The organism is Enterobacter cloacae complex sp. ESBL7 (assembly GCF_041679625.1).
GTDB lineage: Bacteria > Pseudomonadota > Gammaproteobacteria > Enterobacterales > Enterobacteriaceae > Enterobacter > Enterobacter asburiae_B.
In genome coordinates, this window is record NZ_JBGORN010000001.1 from 2,013,658 (window position 1) to 2,035,686 (window position 22,029).

At 56.3% G+C, this 22,029-nt stretch carries 22 protein-coding genes; 10 read left to right on the forward strand and 12 right to left on the reverse strand.

Translation table 11 applies throughout. The features are described from left to right. Positions 1 to 43: 43 nt before the first annotated feature. The gene (gene zwf, locus ACERY3_RS09830; RefSeq protein ID WP_023312228.1) at positions 44 to 1,519 is read right to left on the reverse strand and encodes a glucose-6-phosphate dehydrogenase; all 1,476 of its coding nucleotides are present in this window, start codon (positions 1,517 to 1,519) and stop codon (positions 44 to 46) included. A gap of 356 nt (positions 1,520 to 1,875) precedes the next feature. Between zwf and ACERY3_RS09835 the strand changes: the two genes are divergently transcribed. Further along, positions 1,876 to 2,745 carry a MurR/RpiR family transcriptional regulator gene (locus ACERY3_RS09835; protein ID WP_023312229.1) on the forward strand — a complete coding sequence of 290 codons (870 nt, stop codon included), beginning with the start codon at positions 1,876 to 1,878 and terminating at the stop codon, positions 2,743 to 2,745. A 140-nt stretch (positions 2,746 to 2,885) separates the two neighbouring features. Next, entirely contained in the window at positions 2,886 to 4,328 is a 1,443-nt protein-coding gene (gene pyk, locus ACERY3_RS09840; protein ID WP_008500455.1) for a pyruvate kinase, read from the forward strand. A 45-nt stretch (positions 4,329 to 4,373) separates the two neighbouring features. On the opposite strand, the gene lpxM is transcribed toward pyk, so the two are convergent. The 3 genes from lpxM to znuA all read right to left on the reverse strand — a co-directional run bounded on the left by lpxM (position 4,374) and on the right by znuA (position 7,746). Beyond that, complete coding sequence (gene lpxM / locus ACERY3_RS09845; protein ID WP_029741765.1) at positions 4,374 to 5,345, reverse strand: lauroyl-Kdo(2)-lipid IV(A) myristoyltransferase; 972 nt, start codon at positions 5,343 to 5,345, stop codon at positions 4,374 to 4,376. 121 nt (positions 5,346 to 5,466) lie between these two features. Further along, positions 5,467 to 6,786, reverse strand: a complete 1,320-nt coding sequence (gene mepM, locus ACERY3_RS09850; protein WP_024909694.1) for a murein DD-endopeptidase MepM — start codon at positions 6,784 to 6,786, stop codon at positions 5,467 to 5,469. 15 nt (positions 6,787 to 6,801) lie between these two features. After that, positions 6,802 to 7,746 (reverse strand): zinc ABC transporter substrate-binding protein ZnuA, encoded by a 945-nt coding sequence (znuA, locus tag ACERY3_RS09855; RefSeq protein WP_058841590.1) that lies wholly within the window; start codon positions 7,744 to 7,746, stop codon positions 6,802 to 6,804. Positions 7,747 to 7,823: 77 nt separating this feature from the next. On the opposite strand from znuA, the gene znuC reads away from it, so the two are divergent. Together znuC and znuB are read left to right on the forward strand one after the other, a co-directional pair. Further along, complete coding sequence (gene znuC / locus ACERY3_RS09860; protein ID WP_373225525.1) at positions 7,824 to 8,579, forward strand: zinc ABC transporter ATP-binding protein ZnuC; 756 nt, start codon at positions 7,824 to 7,826, stop codon at positions 8,577 to 8,579. Further along, a complete protein-coding gene (znuB, locus tag ACERY3_RS09865) occupies positions 8,576 to 9,361 on the forward strand; it encodes a zinc ABC transporter permease subunit ZnuB (RefSeq protein ID WP_029741768.1) in 786 nt (261 codons plus the stop codon). Before znuC ends, znuB begins: the two co-directional genes overlap by 4 nt. Positions 9,362 to 9,420: 59 nt before the next feature. On the opposite strand, the gene ruvB is transcribed toward znuB, so the two are convergent. The 6 genes from ruvB to aspS all read right to left on the reverse strand — a co-directional run bounded on the left by ruvB (position 9,421) and on the right by aspS (position 14,676). Next, complete coding sequence (gene ruvB / locus ACERY3_RS09870; protein ID WP_023312235.1) at positions 9,421 to 10,431, reverse strand: Holliday junction branch migration DNA helicase RuvB; 1,011 nt, start codon at positions 10,429 to 10,431, stop codon at positions 9,421 to 9,423. Positions 10,432 to 10,439: 8 nt separating this feature from the next. Beyond that, positions 10,440 to 11,054, reverse strand: coding sequence for a Holliday junction branch migration protein RuvA (ruvA, locus tag ACERY3_RS09875; RefSeq protein WP_023312236.1), 615 nt, complete (start codon positions 11,052 to 11,054; stop codon positions 10,440 to 10,442). 80 nt (positions 11,055 to 11,134) lie between these two features. Then, the gene (ruvC, locus tag ACERY3_RS09880; RefSeq protein WP_003859749.1) at positions 11,135 to 11,656 is read right to left on the reverse strand and encodes a crossover junction endodeoxyribonuclease RuvC; all 522 of its coding nucleotides are present in this window, start codon (positions 11,654 to 11,656) and stop codon (positions 11,135 to 11,137) included. A 34-nt stretch (positions 11,657 to 11,690) separates the two neighbouring features. Next, the gene (locus ACERY3_RS09885; RefSeq protein WP_008500447.1) at positions 11,691 to 12,431 is read right to left on the reverse strand and encodes a YebC/PmpR family DNA-binding transcriptional regulator; all 741 of its coding nucleotides are present in this window, start codon (positions 12,429 to 12,431) and stop codon (positions 11,691 to 11,693) included. Between the two features lie 27 nt (positions 12,432 to 12,458). After that, positions 12,459 to 12,902: a dihydroneopterin triphosphate diphosphatase gene (gene nudB / locus ACERY3_RS09890; protein ID WP_033145850.1), complete on the reverse strand. Its 444-nt coding sequence runs from the start codon at positions 12,900 to 12,902 to the stop codon at positions 12,459 to 12,461. Between the two features lies 1 nt (position 12,903). After that, positions 12,904 to 14,676, reverse strand: a complete 1,773-nt coding sequence (gene aspS, locus ACERY3_RS09895; RefSeq protein WP_023312238.1) for an aspartate--tRNA ligase — start codon at positions 14,674 to 14,676, stop codon at positions 12,904 to 12,906. Positions 14,677 to 14,939: 263 nt separating this feature from the next. Here aspS and ACERY3_RS09900 point away from each other — a divergent pair, with 263 nt between their 5' ends. The 5 genes from ACERY3_RS09900 to cmoB are packed head-to-tail and all read left to right on the forward strand — an operon-like array spanning position 14,940 to position 18,520. Continuing rightward, a complete protein-coding gene (locus ACERY3_RS09900) occupies positions 14,940 to 15,506 on the forward strand; it encodes a hydrolase (RefSeq protein ID WP_048979930.1) in 567 nt (188 codons plus the stop codon). After that, entirely contained in the window at positions 15,503 to 16,321 is an 819-nt protein-coding gene (locus tag ACERY3_RS09905; protein WP_373225526.1) for a DUF72 domain-containing protein, read from the forward strand. The genes ACERY3_RS09900 and ACERY3_RS09905 overlap by 4 nt, the downstream gene beginning before the upstream one ends. A gap of 51 nt (positions 16,322 to 16,372) precedes the next feature. Further along, positions 16,373 to 16,768 carry an MAPEG family protein gene (locus tag ACERY3_RS09910; RefSeq protein ID WP_021240443.1) on the forward strand — a complete coding sequence of 132 codons (396 nt, stop codon included), beginning with the start codon at positions 16,373 to 16,375 and terminating at the stop codon, positions 16,766 to 16,768. Between the two features lie 40 nt (positions 16,769 to 16,808). After that, positions 16,809 to 17,552 (forward strand): carboxy-S-adenosyl-L-methionine synthase CmoA, encoded by a 744-nt coding sequence (gene cmoA, locus ACERY3_RS09915; RefSeq protein WP_029741772.1) that lies wholly within the window; start codon positions 16,809 to 16,811, stop codon positions 17,550 to 17,552. Further along, entirely contained in the window at positions 17,549 to 18,520 is a 972-nt protein-coding gene (cmoB, locus tag ACERY3_RS09920; RefSeq protein ID WP_039263658.1) for a tRNA 5-methoxyuridine(34)/uridine 5-oxyacetic acid(34) synthase CmoB, read from the forward strand. Before cmoA ends, cmoB begins: the two co-directional genes overlap by 4 nt. A gap of 144 nt (positions 18,521 to 18,664) precedes the next feature. Here cmoB and cutC read toward each other — a convergent pair whose 3' ends face one another. Then, a complete protein-coding gene (gene cutC, locus ACERY3_RS09925; protein WP_058841399.1) occupies positions 18,665 to 19,408 on the reverse strand; it encodes a copper homeostasis protein CutC in 744 nt (247 codons plus the stop codon). A gap of 78 nt (positions 19,409 to 19,486) precedes the next feature. Then, positions 19,487 to 20,047, reverse strand: coding sequence for a VOC family protein (locus ACERY3_RS09930; RefSeq protein WP_047061097.1), 561 nt, complete (start codon positions 20,045 to 20,047; stop codon positions 19,487 to 19,489). Positions 20,048 to 20,286: 239 nt separating this feature from the next. On the opposite strand from ACERY3_RS09930, the gene argS reads away from it, so the two are divergent. Next, positions 20,287 to 22,020: an arginine--tRNA ligase gene (gene argS, locus ACERY3_RS09935; RefSeq protein ID WP_373225527.1), complete on the forward strand. Its 1,734-nt coding sequence runs from the start codon at positions 20,287 to 20,289 to the stop codon at positions 22,018 to 22,020. Positions 22,021 to 22,029 lie beyond the last annotated feature (9 nt).

Sequence of the window (22,029 nt, forward strand, 5' to 3'; positions counted from 1 at the left end):
TCATGTTACCGGTAAAATAACACTTTCGAGCTAGAGGATTATCTTACTCAAACTCGTTCCAGGAGCGGCCATCGCGGGTGATCATCGCCACCGACGCGACAGGTCCCCAGGTACCCGCCTGATACGGTTTTGGCGCATCCTGATCGGCCGCCCAGGCTTCGGTGATGGAGTCGACCCATTTCCACGCCTCTTCCACTTCGTCGCGGCGCACGAACAGCGCCTGGATACCGCGCATGGTTTCCAGCAGCAGACGCTCGTAAGCATCGGCCAGGTGCGTCTGGTTAAAGGTTTCGGAGTAGCTCAGATCCAGCTTGGTGGTCTGCAGGTTGTGTTTATGATCCAGCCCCGGCACTTTGTTCAGGATCTGGATATCCACGCCCTCGTCCGGCTGCAGACGAATAGTCAGTTTGTTCTGCGGCAGTTCCTGCCAGGACTCTTTGAACAGGTTCAGTTCCGGGTTTTTGAAGTAAACCACCACTTCGGAACATTTGGCCGGCAGACGTTTACCGGTGCGCAGGTAGAACGGAACGCCCGCCCAACGCCAGTCGTCGATATCCACGCGGATCGCCACGAACGTCTCGGTGTTGCTGGACTTGTTCGCGCCCTCTTCTTCCAGGTAGCCCGGCACTTTTTTGCCTTGCGCAAACCCGGCGGTGTACTGGCCGCGGACGGTCTTCTCACGCACGTTGGAGCGATCGATGCGGCGCAATGACTTCAGCACTTTCACTTTTGCGTCACGGATGCTGTCAGCCGTCAGGTCAGACGGTGGAGACATGGCAATCATGCACAGAATTTGCAGCAGGTGGTTCTGGATCATGTCGCGCATCTGACCGGCCTGGTCAAAGTAACCCCAGCGACCTTCAATCCCCACCTCTTCCGCCACGGTGATTTCCACGTGGTCGATAGTGCGGTTGTCCCAGTTATTCACAAACAGGGAGTTAGCGAAACGCAGCGCCAGCAGGTTCAGTACCGTCTCTTTACCGAGGTAGTGGTCGATACGGTAGACCTGGCACTCTTCAAAGAACTCGCCCACCTGGTCGTTGATTTCACGCGAGGTTGCCAGCGACGTACCCAGCGGCTTTTCCATCACGACGCGCGCCGGTTTGGCGTTCAGTTTGGCTTCACCCAGACCTTTGCAGATGGCGCCGAAGGTGCTTGGCGGCATGGCGAAATAGTTAATGGTGACACGGTTTTTCTGATCCAGCATCGCGCCTAAGCGGGTAAACGCGCTGACGTCGTTGACGTCCAGGTTGCAGAAATCGAGGCGTCCACTCAGGGTATCCCACAAACTTTCATCAATTTTTTCCTTCATGAAAGTTTCGAGCGCCTCGCGGACGACTTTGGTATAAGCGTCCTTATCCCAGTCGGCGCGCCCGACACCCAGGATACGGGTATCCGGATGAATTTGGCCCGCTTTCTCCAGTTGATACAGGGAAGGCAGCAATTTTCGGCGTGCAAGGTCGCCTTTCGCGCCGAAAATGACCAGGTCACATGCCTGGGCTGTTTGCGTTACCGCCATGTCATTCTCCTCAGTTGGATCACCTGGTACTTCTGCCAGGTATCGTTGTAATTTTATTACAATGCACTGTACTGCTTTTACGTCATTCCCGAAACCATTAGCGCTTATCGTCGCGTGCGATAACGCGATTTTTCCCTCTCTGGAGGATTACGACGGCGCAATGACGCAACAACCGCCGTTTCTTTGCGCAACAGGGTCACAGCAAAACCCGACACCGATCAAGTAATGAAAAAAAACAACAACATTATCTTGTCGATTGTTACCCTTAATGGAAGCCACAAGGGTAATATCGGCTAAATCGAATCACGATTTCATCAATTTATGAAATCGTTTACACCCATGAGCCTCCTGTTAACATGAACATGCTGGAAAAAATCCAGTTTCAACTGGAACACCTTAGCAAATCCGAGCGAAAAGTGGCCGAGGTCATTCTCGCCTCCCCCGCTCAGGCGATTCATTCGAGCATCGCCGCTCTGGCACAGGAAGCGGGTGTTAGCGAACCGACGGTCAATCGCTTTTGCCGCAGCCTCGAAACGCGCGGCTTTCCTGATTTTAAACTGCATCTGGCACAAAGTCTGGCTAACGGCACCCCATATGTTAATCGTAATGTGGATGAAGACGACAGCGTTGATGCCTATACCGCGAAAATTTTTGAATCGGCTATGGCTTCGCTTGACCACGTGCGCCAGTCGCTGGACATGAGTTCCGTGAATCGCGCGGTGGATTTGCTCACCCAGGCCAAGCGGATTGCATTCTTTGGTCTCGGGTCGTCGGCGGCCGTGGCGCATGACGCCATGAACAAATTTTTCCGCTTTAACGTCCCGGTTATTTATTCCGATGACATTGTGCTGCAACGCATGAGCTGTATGAACTGCAGTGAAGATGACGTCGTGGTACTGATTTCGCACACCGGGCGCACCAAGAGTCAGGTAGAGCTGGCGCAGCTGGCCCGTGAAAACGATGCCATGGTGATTGCCCTCACCACGGCAGGCACGCCGCTGGCGCGTGAAGCGACGCTGGCGATCACCCTCGACGTGCCGGAAGACACCGACATTTATATGCCGATGGTTTCCCGACTGGCGCAGCTCACCGTGATTGACGTGCTGGCAACCGGTTTTACCTTACGTCGGGGCGCAAAATTCCGGGATAACTTGAAGCGGGTCAAGGAAGCGCTGAAGGAATCGCGTTTTGATAAAGAATTGCTTATAAAGAGCGATGTTCCCTGATAGTTGATAACGAAGACGTAACCAATAATTACGATGTAACGATTTACGGCATTCGGTCCCCTCTCCGCTGCCTTGCAGCAGATGAAGGCCGATTCAATGTTCACGCAACACCAAAGTTGTTTCAGTCAACGGAGTATTACATGTCCAGAAGGCTTCGCAGAACCAAGATCGTAACCACCTTAGGCCCGGCCACCGATCGCGATAATAATCTTGAGAAAATTATCGCCGCCGGCGCCAACGTGGTGCGTATGAACTTCTCTCACGGTACGCCAGAAGACCATAAGTTACGTGCCGATAAAGTGCGTGAAATCGCAGCCAAACTGGGCCGCCACGTTGCTATCCTCGGCGATTTGCAGGGTCCAAAAATTCGTGTATCGACCTTTAAAGAGGGTAAGGTTTTCCTCAATATCGGCGACAAATTCCTGCTTGATGCCAACCTGGGCAAAGGCGAAGGCGATAAAGAGAAAGTCGGTATCGACTATAAAGGCCTGCCGGCTGACGTGGTGCCGGGCGATATCCTGCTGCTCGACGACGGTCGCGTACAGCTGAAGGTGCTGGAAGTTCAGGGCATGAAAGTGTTCACCGAAGTCACCGTCGGCGGCCCGCTCTCCAACAATAAAGGCATCAACAAACTGGGCGGCGGCCTCTCTGCAGAAGCGCTTACCGATAAAGACAAAGCGGACATCGTGACGGCTGCGCTGATCGGCGTTGACTACCTGGCGGTCTCCTTCCCGCGCTGCGGTGAAGATCTGAACTATGCGCGTCGTCTGGCGCGTGATGCAGGCTGCGATGCTAAAATCGTCGCGAAAGTTGAACGCGCGGAAGCCGTTTGCGATCAGGATGCCATGGACGATGTGATCCTCGCGTCCGACGTGGTAATGGTTGCGCGTGGTGACCTGGGCGTGGAAATTGGCGACCCTGAGCTGGTAGGGATCCAGAAAGCGCTGATTCGTCGCGCACGTCAGCTGAACCGCGCGGTGATCACCGCCACTCAGATGATGGAATCGATGATCACCAACCCAATGCCAACCCGCGCAGAAGTCATGGACGTGGCTAACGCCGTGCTGGACGGTACCGATGCGGTGATGCTCTCTGCGGAAACCGCTGCGGGCCAGTATCCGGCAGAAACCGTGGCCGCTATGGCGCGCGTCTGCCTGGGCGCTGAAAAGATCCCAAGCATCAACGTTTCTAAACACCGTCTGGACGTGCAGTTTGACAACGTGGAAGAAGCGATTGCGATGTCTGCGATGTATGCGGCAAACCATCTGAAGGGCGTTACCGCGATCATCACCATGACCGAATCTGGCCGCACCGCGCTGATGACCTCTCGTATCAGCTCTGGTCTGCCGATCTTCGCCATGTCCCGTCACGAACGTACCCTGAACCTGACGGCGCTGTACCGCGGCGTGACGCCAGTTCACTTCGACAGCACCAATGACGGCGTAGCTGCGGCGCACGATGCCGTAAACCTGCTGCGCGACAAAGGCTATCTGGTGTCCGGTGATATCGTCATTGTGACCCAGGGCGACGTGATGAGCACCATCGGCTCAACCAACACCACGCGCGTTATGACCGTCGAGTAATAATGTCTGTGTTAAAAAGCCCTCTCCAGATGGAGAGGGCTTTTATTATTTCCGCGGATAAAGCTCTTTGCGTTTATAGGGCTCAGTTTCACCCGGCTTACGCGTTTTAAGCAGCTTCAGGATCCACGTGTACTGTTCGGCATGCGGCCCCACCAGGATTTCCACCTCTTCGTTCATTCGACGCGCAATGGTGTGGTCGTCCGCGGTCAGCAGATCATCCATCGGCGGACGGACCTCAATACTCAGGCGATGCGTTTTGCCGTCATAGACCGGGAACAGCGGGATCACGCGGGCACGACAGACTTTCATCAGGCGACCAATCGCGGGGAGCGTCGCTTTATAGGTCGCAAAGAAATCGACAAACTCGCTGTGCTCTGGGCCGTGGTCCTGATCCGGCAGATAGTAGCCCCAGTACCCCTGACGCACCGACTGAATGAAGGGCTTAATGCCATCGTTACGCGCATGCAAACGTCCGCCAAAACGACGACGCACCGTATTCCAGACAAAATCGTAGATTTTATTTCCCTGGTTATGGAACATCGCCGCCATTTTCTGGCCCTGAGACGCCATCAGCATCGCCGGAATATCAACGCCCCAGCCGTGGGGGACGAGGAAAATGACTTTCTCGTCATTGCGGCGCATCTCCTCGATGATGTCCAGCCCTTTCCAGTCAACGCGATCGACGATTTTATCCGGCCCTTTCAGCGCCAGTTCAGCCATCATCGCCATTGCCTGCGGCGCGGTGGTATACATCTCATCAATGATTGCCTCGCGCTCGGCGTCGCTTTTCTCAGGAAAACAGTAGTAGAGGTTGATCTGCGCGCGGCGGCGGGCGCTCTTGCCTAAACGCCCGGCCAGACGGCCAATTTTCCCCAGAACGGGATCGCGGACGGAAGCCGGCAGCAACGCCATCCCCGCAAAGGCGTAGACACCAAGCCAGGCGCCCCAGTTGCGCGGATGGCGGAAGGATTTTTCAAACTCAGGAATGTATTCAATATTGTTTTTTTTGGTTTCCATGCTGGATCCAGGGTCTGATGACGCAAAATTTTATTCAGATAGTGTAGCGAGGCAGTCGTCCACGCACAAAAGAAAAAGCCGGCGTCAGTGTGCGCCGGCTTTTTTAACAAAAACAGAGGGCTTAGTTTAAGCTCAGCTGCGGCATCACCTCTTTCACCTGCGCCAGATAATCAGTACGATCTTTACCTGTCAGGCCTTCGGTGCGCGGCAGTTTCGCCGTCAGCGGGTTCACGGCCTGCTGGTTGATCCACACTTCATAGTGCAGGTGCGGGCCGGTAGAGCGTCCGGTATTGCCGGAGATCGCGATACGGTCACCACGCTTCACCTTCTGGCCCGGCTTCACCAGCAGCTTACGCAGGTGCATGTAGCGGGTCGTATAAGTACGACCATGACGTACCGCGACATAATATCCGGCGGCACCGCTACGCTTGGCCACCACCACTTCGCCATCTCCAACCGCCAGTACCGGCGTGCCCTGCGGCATGGCAAAGTCAACGCCACGGTGCGGCGCGACGCGCCCGGTTACCGGGTTCAGACGACGCGGGTTAAAGTTAGAGGAGACGCGGAACTGTTTTGCCGTCGGGAAGCGCAGGAAACCTTTTGCAAGGCCCGTACCGCTGCGGTCATAGAACTTACCGTCTTCGGCACGAATTGCGTAGTAATCTTTGCCTTCGGAGCGCAGACGTACGCCCAACAGCTGGCTTTGCTCGCGCTTGCCGTCCAGCATTTCGCGGGACATCAGGACGGAGAACTCATCGCCCTTCTTCAGCTTGCGAAAATCCATCTGCCACTGCATGGCTTTGATCACCGAGCTGATTTCAGCGCTGGTCAGGCCTGCATCTCGCGCGCTGGAGACAAAGCTCGCGCCCACGGTACCTTTCAGAACGCTGTTAACCCAGTCGCCCTTCTGCATTTCGCTGGTCATTTTGAAACCGTTTGCAGTGCGATCGTAGGTGCGGGTTTCGCGGCGGGACATTTCCCAGGTCAGACGCTGGAGATCGCCATCCGCCGTTAAAGTCCAGGAGAGCTGTTGTCCGATTTTCAGGTTACGAAGATCTTTATCCGCAGCCGCCAGCTGGCTGATATTGCCCATGTCGATGCCGTACTGGTTCAGCACGCTGCTCAGCGTATCCCCGGTAGAGACAACATATTCGTGGATACCCGCCTCGTTCTCGGTTTTATCGTCCAGCTCATCCTGCGGGATGGCTTCATCTTCCTGAGCCGCCTGGTCGATAGGCTCACTGGCTTCAGGCAGCAAAGAACGGATTTCGCTCTTTTCAAGCTCAATGGTTTTTATGATAGGGGCAGAACTCGGGTGGTAAACATAGGGCCGCCAGACGGCGACCGCTAAGGTGAGTACTGTAAGCGACCCCAGCATAACGCGGTGGGGTCGTGGCAGATTGTTAAATGCCAGGGCGACAGAGCGGGCTATCTGTTGCACGTATTCACTTCCTCGTTAATCTCCTTTCAGGCAGCTCGCATACTGGTTCGCCAGTTGGCTGAGGAACTGCGAATAGCTCGCTTTGCTCAACTGGATATTCGTACCTAGCGGGTCAAGGGTTCCCATGCGCACGGATGTTCCCCTGGCCACGGCTTCTACGACCGCTGGCCTGAACTGTGGCTCAGCAAAAACGCATGTCGCTTTCTGCTCAACCAACTGTGTTCTGATTTCATGTAAACGCTGCGCACCAGGCTGAATTTCAGGGTTGACGGTGAAGTGGCCCAGTGGGGTCAAACCGTAGTGTTTTTCGTAATAGCCGTAGGCGTCATGAAAAACGAAATACCCTTTACCTTTCAACGGTGCGAGCTCATTACCAACCTGCTTATCGGTTGCGGCTAATTGTGCCTCAAAATCCTTCAGGTTGGCGTCTAGTTTGGCTCGACTTTGCGGCATAAGTTCCACTAATTTGTCGTGGATTGCAACCGCTGAAAGCCGCGCTATGTCTGGGGATAACCAAAGATGCATATTGTACTCGCCGTGATGGTGATCTCCATCACCTTTTTCGCCGTCTGCGGCATGATGGTCATGTCCGTCGCCGTCGTCATCCGCCCCTTTCATGAGCAACGGTTTCACGCCGGAGAGTTCGGCAATCGCGACCTGTTTTTCGCCAGCGACCTGTTTTGCTGACTTTTGCATAAACGCTTCCATTTCAGGACCAATCCAGACGACTAAGTCCGCGTTTTGTAAGCGTTTTACATCTGACGGGCGCAGGGAATAGTCATGCTCAGATGCACCATCAGGGAGCAGAACCTGGGTTTCCGTTACCCCGTCGGCAATGGCCGACGCGATGAATCCGAGTGGTTTAAGCGAAGCGACAACCGCCGCGTTAACATCTTGTGCGGTTGTACCCCAAAGGGCAGCGGATAATGCTGCGAAAAGAAGCGTATTTTTATGTAACATAATGCGACTAATCATCGTAGTGAATGCGTGGAATGTGATATTATAACATTCGTTGACTTCTTCAAGCTTAAAATGACATGACGACATTGGTTTCTCTTGAAAATATTTCGGTCTCATTCGGGCAGCGCCGCGTCCTCTCTGACGTGTCGCTCGATCTGAAGCCCGGCAAAATTCTGACGCTGCTCGGCCCCAATGGCGCAGGCAAATCCACCCTGGTGCGCGTGGTGCTGGGTCTGGTCGCACCCGATGAAGGCGTGATTAAGCGCGAGGAAAAATTGCGTATTGGTTATGTGCCGCAAAAACTTCATCTCGACGCCACGCTGCCGCTGACGGTCAGCCGTTTCCTGCGTCTGCGCCCCGGCACCCGTAAAGCCGATATTCTCCCGGCGCTGAAACGCGTGCAGGCGGGCCATCTTGTCGATGCGCCGCTGCAAAAACTGTCCGGCGGTGAAACTCAGCGTGTTTTGCTTGCCCGCGCGCTGCTGAGCAGCCCGCAGCTGCTGGTACTGGATGAACCAACTCAGGGTGTGGATGTGAATGGTCAGGTTGCGCTTTATGATTTGATCGACCAGCTCCGTCGGGAGCTTGATTGCGCCGTGCTGATGGTGTCGCACGACCTGCATCTGGTGATGGCAAAAACCGACGAAGTGCTGTGCCTCAACCACCATATCTGCTGCTCCGGTACGCCTGAAGTGGTGTCAATGCACCCGGAGTTTATCTCCATGTTCGGCCCACGCGGCGCTGAACAGCTGGGTATTTACCGTCATCATCATAATCATCGCCATGATTTACAGGGACGAATCTTACTGCGTCGGGGAAATGGACACTCATGATTGAACTGTTACTGCCCGGCTGGCTGGCCGGGATTATGCTTGCCTGCGCCGCGGGCCCGCTCGGCTCGTTTGTTGTCTGGCGCAGAATGTCCTATTTTGGCGATACCCTGGCGCATGCGTCTCTGCTGGGCGTTGCCTTTGGTCTGCTGCTGGATGTGAACCCCTTCTACGCGGTGATTGTGGTCACGCTGCTGCTGGCCGCCGGTCTGGTCTGGCTCGAAAAACGCCCTCACCTCGCCATTGATACGCTGCTTGGCATTATGGCGCACAGTGCCCTGTCTCTGGGCTTGGTGGTGGTCAGCCTGATGTCGAACATCCGCGTGGATCTGATGGCCTACCTCTTCGGCGACCTGCTGGCCGTGACGCCGGAAGATCTCATCGCTATCGCCGTTGGCGTGGTGGTAGTGCTCGCTATTCTGCTCTGGCAGTGGCGGAATTTACTGGCCATGACCGTCAGTCCGGATCTGGCATTTGTCGACGGCGTGAAGCTGCAGCGCGTAAAACTGCTACTGATGCTCGTGACGGCGTTAACGATTGGTGTCGCAATGAAGTTTGTCGGCGCGCTGATTATTACGTCGCTGCTGATCATCCCTGCCGCCACGGCGCGTCGTTTTGCCCGTACGCCGGAGCAGATGGCCGGCGTAGCCGTGATTATCGGAATGATTGCGGTAACGGGGGGATTAACCTTCTCGGCGTTCTATGACACGCCAGCGGGGCCGTCAGTGGTGCTCAGTGCGGCGGTGCTGTTTATCTTCAGTATGATGAAAAAGACCGCGAACTAACATGGAGGGCGCTGAGGCCCTCACCCTGCCCCTCTCCCTCAGGGAGAGGGAACACAACATTACGGCATTGCCGGTGGCGTAATGCCGAAATGATTCCACGCCCGCACCGTTGCCATACGTCCACGCGGGGTGCGTTGCAGGAAGCCCTGCTGGATCAGATACGGCTCCAGCACATCTTCAATCGTCTCACGCTCTTCCCCAATAGCCGCAGCCAGGTTATCCAGCCCGACAGGGCCGCCAAAGAACTTGTCCAGCACCGCCAGCAGCAGTTTACGGTCCATATAGTCAAAGCCTTCGGCATCGACGTTAAGCATATCCAGCGCCTGAGCGGCGATCTCCGCGGAAATCGAGCCATCGTGCTTCACCTCGGCAAAGTCACGCACCCGGCGCAACAGGCGGTTGGCGATACGCGGCGTACCGCGGGAACGCTTCGCCACTTCAAACGCGCCCTCTTCGCTCATTTCGAGCCCCATATAGCGGGCGCTACGGCCAACGATGTGCTGGAGGTCCGCCACCTGGTAAAACTCGAGACGCTGCACGATGCCGAAACGGTCGCGCAGCGGAGAGGTCAACGACCCGGCGCGGGTGGTGGCGCCAATCAGGGTAAACGGCGGCAGATCGATTTTGATGGAGCGCGCGGCCGGGCCTTCACCGATCATGATATCCAGCTGGTAATCTTCCATCGCCGGATAGAGCACTTCCTCCACCACCGGTGACAGGCGGTGGATCTCATCGATAAACAGCACGTCATGCGGTTCGAGGTTGGTCAGCATCGCCGCGAGATCGCCCGCCTTCTCCAGCACAGGGCCGGAAGTGGTGCGCAGGTTAACGCCCATTTCATTGGCAACGATATTCGCCAGCGTGGTTTTGCCTAAACCCGGAGGGCCAAAAATGAGCAGGTGATCGAGCGCATCGCCGCGCAGCTTTGCCGCCTGGATGAAAATCTCCATCTGGGAACGAACCTGCGGCTGGCCGATATACTCATCAAGCAGTTTTGGGCGGATCGCGCGATCCACCACGTCATCTGCCTGAATAGTGCCTGCCGACACCAGGCGGTCTGCTTCAATCATCCTTTACCTCACAATGCAGCGCGCAGCGCTTCACGAATCAGGGTTTCACTGCTGGCGTCCGGTTTGGCAATTTTGCTCACCATTCGGCTGGCCTCCTGAGGTTTATAGCCCAGCGCCACCAGCGCGGCAACCGCTTCCTGCTCGGCATCATCATCCGTCGCAGGGCCACCGGGAGAGGTCAGTACCAAATCGGCAGCCGGAGTGAACAGATCGCCATGCAGACCTTTAAAGCGGTCTTTCATTTCGACAATCAGGCGCTCGGCGGTTTTCTTACCAATGCCCGGGAGCTTAATCAGCGCCGCAGGATCTTCGCGCTCAACGGCATTCACGAACTGTGGTGCCGACATGCCGGACAAAATCGCCAGCGCCAGCTTCGGACCGACGCCGTTGGTTTTAATCAGCTCGCGGAACAGGGTGCGTTCCTGCTTGTTATTGAATCCGTACAGCAGTTGGGCATCTTCACGCACCACAAACTGGGTAAAGACAATCGCCTCTTTGCCCGCGTCCGGCAGCTCGTAGAAGCAGGTCATCGGCATATGGACTTCATAGCCCACGCCACCTACTTCCAGCAGCACTAACGGGGGTTGTTTTTCAATGATGATGCCTCTGAGTCTGCCTATCACGTGACGCTCCTGCGTTCTGGGAGAAATTAACTGCCGACATAATAAAAAAAGGCTGGATGTTTATCCAGCCTGATTTCTGATTATCGTAACCTGCCTCGCGCCAGATTGAGCCGCGACTCGCTCATTTGCATCGCGTTCTGGCTGACGTGACAGTGGGTAATCGCAATCGCCAGCGCATCGGCGGCGTCGGCCTGCGGGTTCGCGGGAAGCTTCAGCAGGGTACGCACCATATGCTGCACCTGGCTTTTCTCCGCGCTCCCAATGCCCACCACCGTCTGCTTGACCTGACGTGCCGCATATTCGAATACCGGCAAATCCTGGTTCACGGCAGCGACGATGGCGACACCGCGCGCCTGACCGAGCTTTAGCGCTGAATCGGCGTTTTTCGCCATAAAGACCTGCTCGATGGCGAAATAGTCCGGCTGAAACTGGGTGATGATTTCCGACACGCCCGCATAAATGAGCTTCAGGCGCGAAGGAAGATCGTCCACTTTGGTGCGAATACAGCCGCTGCCCAGGTAGGTTAACTGGCGTCCCACCTGACGGATAACGCCATAACCGGTGACGCGTGAGCCTGGGTCAATCCCGAGAATAATCGACATCACGCGTCTCCCGTAAACGGTTTACAGGCTCTCATCAGAGAGTCGCTGCAACCTCATCAGAGATTTCACCGTTGTGGTACACTTCCTGAACGTCGTCGCAGTCTTCGAGCATGTCGATCAGACGCAGCAGTTTCGGTGCAGTTTCCGCATCCATGTCCGCTTTGGTGGACGGGATCATGGACACTTCAGCGTTGTCCGCTTTCAGGCCAGCCGCTTCCAGCGCATCGCGCACGGCACCCATCTCTTCCCACGCGGTATAAACGTCGATAGCGCCGTCATCGAAGGTCACCACGTCTTCCGCACCGGCTTCGAGCGCCGCTTCCATGATTGCATCTTCGTCGCCTTTCTCGAAGGAGATGACGCCTTTTTTGCTGAACAGGTAAGCAACGGAACCGTCAGTGCCTAGGTTGCCACCGGTTTTGGTGAACGCGTGGCGCACTTCCGCAACGGTACGGTTACGGTTGTCGGACAGACACTCAACCATCACCGCAGTACCGCCAGGGCCGTAACCTTCATAAATGATGGTTTCCATGTTCGCGTCTTCGTCACCGCCCACGCCACGTGCGATTGCACGGTTCAGGGTGTCACGCGTCATGTTGTTTGACAGCGCTTTATCTACCGCCGCGCGCAGACGCGGGTTAGATGCCGGGTCGCCGCCGCCCAGACGCGCTGCTGTCACCAGCTCGCGAATGATTTTGGTAAAGATCTTACCGCGCTTGGCATCCTGTGCCGCTTTGCGGTGTTTGGTGTTGGCCCACTTACTATGACCTGCCATAAAAAGTTCTCCAAAAATCGCGCCTTCTCAGGCTGCGTTAATTACAAATTCTTCAATCGCCTGCCGGTTGCTCCACGACTTGGTCAGTGCGGCGGCATCCGCCGCATTCACCCAGCGGTAGGTCAGGTGTTCGGTAAACACGATCTCCCGTTCATGGGGGAGCGCGAGACAGAACCACGACTCCGTATTGCGCTCGGTACCCGGCGCGTAGCGATGACGTAAATGGCTAAAAATTTCAAACTCCACCGTGCGCTGGCAGTCCTTCAGGGTCAGTTGCTCGCGGGCAACGTCAATGGTGACCTCTTCCTTTACTTCGCGCGCGGCGGCCTGCGACGCGGTTTCCCCCTCTTCCAGACTGCCGGTAACCGACTGCCAGAAATCAGGGTCATCGCGCCGCTGCAACATCAGCACCCGCTTCGTGTCTTCTGCATAAATGACCACCAGGACCGAAACGGGAAGCTTATATGCCATATCAGTTTTTCTCTTCCTTCTTCACCACTTCAATGCCCAGCTCGGCCAGAGAGGCCGGGTTGGCAAAGCTTGGCGCTTCGGTCATCAGACACGCTGCGGCAGTGGTTTTCGGGAAGGCAATAACATCACGAATGTTATCGGTGCCGGTCAGCAGCATGGTCAGTCGGTCAAGACCGAAGGCCAGGCCCGCGTGCGGCGGCGTACCGTATTTCAGGGCGTCCAGCAGGAAGCCAAACTTCTCGCGCTGCTCCTGCTCGTTGATGCCCAGAATGCCGAACACGGTCTGCTGCATTTCGCCGCTGTGAATACGCACGGAACCGCCGCCCACTTCGTAGCCGTTGATCACCATGTCATAAGCGTTCGCGACCGCATCTTCCGGTGCCGCTTTCAGCTCTGCCGCCGTCATGTCTTTTGGCGAGGTGAACGGGTGGTGCATTGCGGTCAGGCCGCCTTCACCGTCGTCTTCAAACATTGGGAAGTCGATAACCCACAGCGGCGCCCATTTGTTTTCGTCGGTCAGGCTCAGGTCTTTGCCAAGCTTCAGACGCAACGCGCCCATCGCATCCGCCACGACTTTCTTGTTGTCTGCGCCGAAGAAGATCATGTCGCCGTCCTGCGCGCCGGTGCGCTCAAGGATCGCTTCCACGATGTCCGCGTTCAGGAATTTCGCTACCGGGCTGGTGATGCCTTCCAGACCTTTCGCACGCTCGGTCACTTTAATATAGGCCAGACCTTTCGCGCCGTAGATCTTGATGAAGTTGCCGTAGTCGTCGATCTGCTTGCGGCTCAGTGCCGCACCGCCCGGTACACGCAGCGCTGCTACGCGGCCTTTAGGATCGTTAGCCGGGCCAGCGAAGACGGCAAACTCAACGCCTTTCACCAGGTCTGCTACGTCCACCAGCTCCATAGGGTTACGCAGGTCGGGTTTGTCGGAGCCGTAACGACGCTCGGCTTCAGCGAAGGTCATAATAGGGAAATCGCCCAGCTCAACGCCTTTCACGTCGTTCCACAGGCTACGCACCAGAGCTTCCATCACTTCACGCACCTGCTCGGCAGTCATGAAGGAGGTTTCCACGTCGATCTGGGTAAATTCTGGCTGGCGGTCAGCGCGCAGGTCTTCGTCGCGGAAGCATTTCACGATCTGATAATAGCGATCGAAGCCGGACATCATCAGCAGCTGTTTGAACAGCTGCGGAGACTGCGGCAGCGCGTAGAATTTGCCTTTATGAACGCGGGATGGGACCAGGTAATCGCGCGCGCCTTCCGGCGTGGCTTTGGTCAGCATCGGGGTTTCGATGTCGAGGAAACCGTGGTCATCCATAAAGCGACGCACCAGGCTGGTGATTTTCGCACGGGTTTTCAGGCGCTGAGCCATTTCCGGACGACGCAGATCCAGGTAGCGGTATTTCAGACGCGCTTCTTCAGTGTTGACGTGGTTGGAGTCCAGCGGCAGCGCTTCTGCACGGTTGATAATCACCAGATCGGACGCAAGCACTTCGATGGCACCCGTCGCCATGTCGGCGTTGACGTTTTTCTCGTCACGCGCACGCACGGTGCCGGTAACCTGAATGCAGAACTCATTACGCAGCTCAGAGGCCAGCTTCAACGCATCTGCGCGATCCGGATCGAAGAACACCTGAACGATACCTTCGCGGTCGCGCATATCGATGAAGATAAGGCTACCAAGATCACGACGACGATTGACCCAACCACACAGGGTGACCTGCTGTCCGACGTGGGACTGACGCAGCTGCCCGCAATATTCTGTACGCATGAGATATCCCTTAATTAGCCGCAGGCTAAATGTCGCCTGGTATGCAGGCTACTATGTCGCAGCTTTCTGTATGTCACAACTGGATGAAAAAAGGCGGCTATTATACTGGAAATTCCGCCGGACGATAAGAGCGAACCACGGCCAGGCGGTCGTTTGGTGCACTCTTATTGCGCATTCTCACAAAAATTAACAAAATTATCCGCCCAGGAACAGGCCATGACGTCGTATGGTGTCCGGAAGTGATTCATTTAACGGGAGTAACGATGTTAACACTTGATGCCAGTAAAACCGCACTTGTCGTGATTGATTTACAGGAAGGCATTCTGCCCTTCGCCGGTGGCCCGCATACCGCGGATGATGTGGTCAGCCGCGCAGCTCGCCTGGCGGAAACATGTCGTGCCAGCGGTGCGCCTGTTGTCATGGTGCGCGTCGGCTGGTCTGCGGATTACGCCGAAGCGTTAAAACAGCCCGTTGATGCAAAGGCTTCCGCACGCGCCCTGCCTGAAAACTGGTGGACGTACCCGGCCGCACTCGGCAAACGCGACAGCGACATCGAAGTGACCAAACGCCAGTGGGGCGCATTTTACGGTACCGATCTCGAGCTGCAGCTCCGCCGTCGCGGCATCGACACCATCATCCTGTGCGGCATTTCCACCAACATCGGCGTGGAGTCTACCGCCCGCAACGCGTGGGAGCTGGGCTTTAACCTGGTGATCGCCGAAGATGCCTGCAGCGCGGCCTCCGCGGAACAGCACCAGGGCAGCATGACCCATATATTCCCGCGCATCGGCCGCGTGCGCAGCACGGATGAGATTGTCAGCGCGCTATGATGTACGTGGGCCTGCCCCAGTGGTCGCACCCGAAATGGGTGCGCCTTGGCATCACCAGCCTTGAGGAATATGCCCGGCACTTCAACTGCGTCGAGGGTAACACCACCCTGTATGCGCTCCCCAAAGCCGAGATTGTTACGCGCTGGCGGGAACAAACGACCGACGACTTCCGCTTCTGCTTTAAGTTTCCGGCCACCATTTCCCATCAGGCCGCGCTGCGCAACTGCGGGGATTTGACCGAAGAGTTTTTTACGCGCATGTCGCCGCTGGCGAACCGCATCGGTCAGTACTGGATCCAGCTGCCCGCCACGTTTGGCCCGCGCGATTTACCTGCGCTCTGGCAGTTCCTGGATGCCCTGCCCCGTGAATTCGCCTACGGCGTTGAAGTCAGGCATCCTGAATTTTTTGCGAAGGGCGAAGCAGAAAAAGCGCTCAATCGCGGCCTGCTTGAGCGTTCCGTTAACCGGGTGATCCTCGATAGCCGGCCGGTGCACAGCGCTGTCCCCCATAGCGAAGCCATCGTTGAAGCTCAGCGTAAAAAACCGAAAGTGCCGGTCCATGCCATCGTGACCGCGCATAACCCAATGGTCAGGTATATCGGCAGCGATAACATGCAGCAAAATCAGGCGATGTTCGCCGTCTGGCTGCAAACGTTAGCGAAGTGGGAACACACCACCACGCCGTATCTCTTTTTGCACACGCCAGATATCGCCCAGGCGCCCGAACTGGTCGATGCTCTGTGGCAGGCCTTGCAGGCTGCGGTGCCGTCCGTGGGCAGCGCCCCTTCCATCCCACAACAATCTTCTCTTTTATGATATCACCCCCTATCATAGTGAAGTGCCATCTGCCAAAAACAGGGAGTTTGTATGGTCAGCGCGCTGTATGCGGTGTTAGGTGCATTACTGCTGATTAAGTTTTCATTTGATGTTGTGCGCCTCAGAACGCTGTACCGCGTCTCTTACGGTGACGGCGGATTTTCCGAGCTACAAAGCGCTATCCGCATTCACGGCAATGCGGTCGAATACATCCCCGCAGCCTTAATCCTGCTGCTTTTTATGGAGATGAATGGCGCAGAAACCTGGATGGTGCACATCTGTGGCCTGCTTCTTATTGCTGGCCGCCTGATGCACTATTACGGTTTTCACCACCGCTTAATCCGCTGGCGTCGTTCCGGCATGAGCGCGACCTGGTGTTCGCTTTTGCTGATGGTGCTGGCTAACCTGTGGTATATGCCGTGGGAGTTGGTTTTCTCCCTCCATTAGCGCACAATACGCCACTTTATTTTTCCCGGATTTTTACGTTATGTCAGATCGCGACACGCTTTTTTCCGCGCCTATCGCCAGCCTGGGCGACTGGACCTTCGATGAACGGGTAGCCGAAGTCTTCCCGGATATGATCCAGCGCTCTGTTCCCGGTTATTCCAATATTATCTCTATGATCGGCATGCTGGCTGAGCGCTTCGTTCAACCCGGCACGCAGGTCTATGACCTGGGCTGCTCGCTCGGCGCGGCAACGCTGTCGGTTCGTCGTAACGTTCACCACGAAGGCTGCCGAATCATTGCCGTCGATAACTCCCCGGCCATGGTTGAGCGCTGCCGTCGCCATATCGACGCGTACAAAGCCCCTGTTCCGGTAGACGTGGTGGAAGGCGATATCCGCGAGATTGAGATCAATAACGCCTCGATGGTGGTGCTGAATTTCACCCTGCAGTTCCTGGTGCCTGAAGACCGCCAGCTGCTGCTGGACAAAATTTATCAGGGGCTGAATCCCGGCGGCGCGCTGGTGCTCTCGGAGAAATTCAGCTTCGAAGATGCCGAGGTTGGCGAACTGCTGTTCAATATGCACCACGATTTCAAACGGGCGAACGGCTACAGCGAGCTGGAGATCAGCCAGAAGCGCAGCATGCTCGAAAACGTGATGCTGACGGATTCCGTAGAAACCCACAAAGCGCGTCTTAGCAAAGCCGGGTTTGAGCACAGCGAACTGTGGTTCCAGTGCTTTAACTTTGGCTCTCTGGTGGCGCTGAAAGCGGGAGAATCCGCATGATCGAATTCAGCAACTTCTATCAGCTGATTGCCAAAAACCAGCTCTCCCACTGGCTGGAAACCTTGCCCGCGCAGATTGCCGCCTGGCAGCGCGATCAGCAGCACGGCCTGTTAAAGCAGTGGTCAAACGCGGTGGAGTATCTGCCCGAACTGACCCCGCATCGTCTGGATCTTCTGCACAGCGTAACCGCCGAGAGTGAAGAGCCGCTCCCGGCCGGGCAGATCAACCGCATCGAAACGCTGATGCGTAACCTGATGCCGTGGCGCAAAGGGCCGTTTTCACTTTACGGCGTGAACATCAATACCGAATGGCGCTCGGACTGGAAATGGGATCGCGTGCTGCCCCACCTTTCCGACCTGACCGGACGTACCATTCTGGACGTAGGCTGCGGCAGCGGTTATCACATGTGGCGCATGATTGGCGCGGGGGCGCATCTGGCGGTAGGTATTGACCCGATGCAGCTGTTCCTGTGCCAGTTTGAAGCGGTGCGCAAGCTGCTGGGTAACGACCAGCGCGCGCACCTGCTGCCGCTGGGCATTGAACAACTCCCTGCCCTGAAAGCCTTTGATACCGTCTTCTCCATGGGCGTGCTGTACCACCGTCGTTCCCCGCTGGAACACCTGTGGCAACTGAAGGATCAGCTGGTCAGCGGCGGCGAGCTGGTGCTGGAAACGCTGGTGATTGAAGGCGATGAACATGCCGTTCTGGTGCCGGGCGATCGCTACGCGCAGATGCGCAACGTTTACTTCATCCCTTCCGCGCTGGCGCTGAAGAACTGGCTGGAGAAGTGCGGGTTTGTGGATGTGCGGATTGCCGACGTCAGCGTGACCTCAATTGAGGAACAGCGCCGCACCGACTGGATGATCACCGAATCGCTGGAGCAGTTCCTCGACCCGGCCGACCACAGCAAAACCATCGAAGGCTATCCGGCCCCGATGCGTGCGGTGTTGATTGCGACTAAGCCGTAGTTTTCCCCTCACCCCGGCCCTCTCCCCTATGGGGAGAGGGTTAGGGTGAGGGGATAAAAAAAGGCCCCTGTTGAAATTGCAGGGGCCTGGTACAAGCAAGCATCATATTGGGCGACATGATGCGCGGTAAAAATCGGTACGTTGCTACACGTGATGGCGCTCAATCAGCGACTTCATTTCCGCAACCGACTCTCCCTCTACGCCATAGCGTGAATACTCATCCGCTTCAGCATCCGTCGACATTGACAATCCTGTATTGCGATAACGCATGGGCGAAGGTATCCATTTACCCGCGGAGCTGTGCAGCTCTTCTACCCCTGCGTTTAAAAACCGTTCCAGATTGCTGGCGCGGACTCCCGCACCCGCCATTATTATTGGAACACCGGAATGTGCTTTTAGTTCCGTAATTAATTGCAGTCCTTTTTCAGCTGACGCCTGCTGACCCGATGTCAGGACGCGCGCCACGCCAAGTTCACCAAGCGTTTCAAAGGCCTGAAGCGGATCTTTACACATATCAAATGCGCGATGAAAAGTGACGGCCAGCCCCTGCGCGGCGCTCATAATCTGACGCATGCGCGGTATATCGATGTTGCCGTCTTCATTCAGCAGGCCGGTCACCAGCCCCGGAAACCCCAGGTCCCGAACGAGTGCGATATCATCAAGCATGGCACTGAACTCGCCCGCCGTGTAACAAAAATCACCGCCGCGCGGACGAATAATCGGGTGTACGGGAATGGTGACGGCCTGACGGGCAGACTTCAACACGCCGTAAGACGGCGTCAGCCCGCCCTCTTTGGGTGCCGCGCACAGTTCAATGCGGTCAGCCCCGTGCTTTTGCGCGGTCACGGCACACTCCACGCTGTAACAACAAATCTCCAGCAGCGCCATTTAATCCTCCTGAAATTCCACTAAACGAAACATCATGCCACGCCGTCCGTTTTCAGTCCCGGCGTGAACTCACATCTCTTACGCTTCGCTGGCAACGATCTGCTCAATGGTCCACGGATGAAACTTCACCGTGACCTGTCCGTCCGTAACGGCCAGCGTCGGGTTTGGTAACCGCTCGCGCTCGCCTTTGGGTGAACTCGTCTTCACAAAAATTCCCGGCTTGCTTAAGCCTTCGTCAGAAAGGAGGGCCAGCGCGCGTGCGTTCAACGTTTCCGGCTCACCCGGCAGGACAATTTCGATATGCTCCCAGCCTTCGTGCGGATAGCGTTTCTCGCCCGGCCACGGCAGTTCAACCACGGTGAATTGCCAGTGCGCCACGTTCACCGGTTCATACAGTTTGAACAGGCAAATGGGGCGGCCATTGATGATGTTCTCGGAGAGCAACTCGCCGCACCGTTCGAACCCGCGACGCCAGCGCTCGGCCGTGGCATTCTGATGACAGCGCAAAGAGATGTGATCGGCCTCAAGCGGCGCGATATCCAGACCAAGACGGGTGGCAAGTTCTGTGAACGCCTGGGTGAAGCGCGGTAAATCTGCGGAAATATCATGCAGTTCGTCAATGGATTGCCAGTTCGCCATAAGTCACTCTCTTTTCATGTCGCAAAGCCGCTAATTTACTCTGTTGCCCTGTTTTGACCAACCGCAGAATCTGGCTTTTTATGACTGCATGATTATGCACACCTTCACCGCCTGGATTCTGAGCAATCTTCAGGCCCCGCAATGCTGACGCCAGAAGGCATTTGCAGTATACTCCCGCCCTAAATTCTTTAACTGGCGCGGGCGGCTGTAAGCCCGCATCAAAAACGTAAGGTATCCAGGTGAATATTCAGGCTCTTCTCTCCGAAAAAGTCAGTCAGGCACTGATTGCCGCAGGCGCGCCTGCGAATTGCGAACCGCAGGTTCGTCAGTCAGCAAAAGTACAGTTTGGCGACTATCAGGCTAATGGCGTGATGGCAGTGGCTAAAAAACTGGGCATGCCGCCGCGACAGCTCGCTGAGCAGGTACTGACGCATCTGGATCTTTCCGGCATTGCCAGCAAAACCGAAATCGCCGGTCCGGGCTTTATCAACATCTTCCTTGAGCCTGCATTCCTGGCAAGCCACGTTGACGCGGCGCTGAAATCTGACCGTCTGGGCGTTTCCCAGCCGGAGGCGCAGACCGTCGTGATCGACTACTCTGCCCCGAACGTGGCGAAAGAGATGCACGTTGGCCACCTTCGCTCCACTATCATCGGTGACGCCGCGGTGCGCACGCTCGAGTTCCTCGGTCACAAGGTGATCCGCGCGAACCACGTGGGCGACTGGGGTACCCAGTTCGGCATGCTGATTGCTTACCTGGAAAAACAGCAGCAGGAAAACGCGGGTGAAATGGCGCTGGCGGACCTGGAAGGGTTCTACCGCGAAGCCAAAAAACACTACGACGAAGACGAAGCCTTTGCCGAGCGCGCGCGCAGCTACGTGGTTAAACTGCAGGGTGGCGACCAATACTTCCTCGAGATGTGGCGCAAGCTTGTCGACATTACCATGTCTCAGAACCAGCTGACCTATAACCGTCTGAACGTCACCCTGACCCGTGACGACGTGATGGGTGAAAGCCTCTATAACCCAATGCTACCCGGCATTGTGGCTGACCTGAAAGCCAAAAACCTGGCGGTAGAGAGCGAAGGCGCAACGGTGGTGTTCCTTGATGAGTATAAAAACAAGGAAGGCGAACCGATGGGCGTAATCATCCAGAAAAAGGATGGCGGCTACCTCTACACCACCACTGACATCGCCTGTGCGAAATACCGTTACGAGACGCTGCATGCTGACCGCGTGCTGTACTACATCGACTCCCGTCAGCACCAGCACCTGATGCAGGCGTGGACCATCGTGCGTAAAGCCGGTTACGTGCCGGATTGCGTGCCGCTGGAACACCACATGTTCGGCATGATGCTGGGCAAAGACGGCAAGCCGTTCAAAACCCGTGCGGGCGGTACCGTGAAGCTGTCCGACCTGCTGGACGAAGCGCTGGAACGCGCCCGCCGTCTGGTGGCCGAGAAGAACCCGGACATGTCTGCCGATGAGCTGGAAAAACTGGCCAACGCCGTGGGTATCGGTGCGGTGAAATACGCGGATCTCTCCAAGAACCGTACCACCGACTATATCTTCGACTGGGATAACATGCTGGCGTTTGAAGGCAACACGGCGCCTTACATGCAGTATGCCTACACTCGCGTGCTCTCGGTGTTCCGTAAGGCGAACATTGATGAAAGCGTACTGGCTAATGCGGCAGTGACCATCACGGAAGATCGTGAAGCGCAGCTGGCGGCGCGCCTGCTGCAGTTTGAAGAGACGCTGACGGTTGTCGCGCGTGACGGCACGCCGCACGTGATGTGTGCTTACCTGTACGATCTGGCGGGTCTGTTCTCCGGCTTCTACGAACACTGCCCTATTCTGTCAGCGGAAAACGAATCGGTCCGCAACAGCCGCCTGAAGCTGGCGCAGCTCACGGCGAAGACCCTGAAGCTGGGTCTGGATACCCTGGGTATCGAAACCGTAGAACGCATGTAATACAAAAAA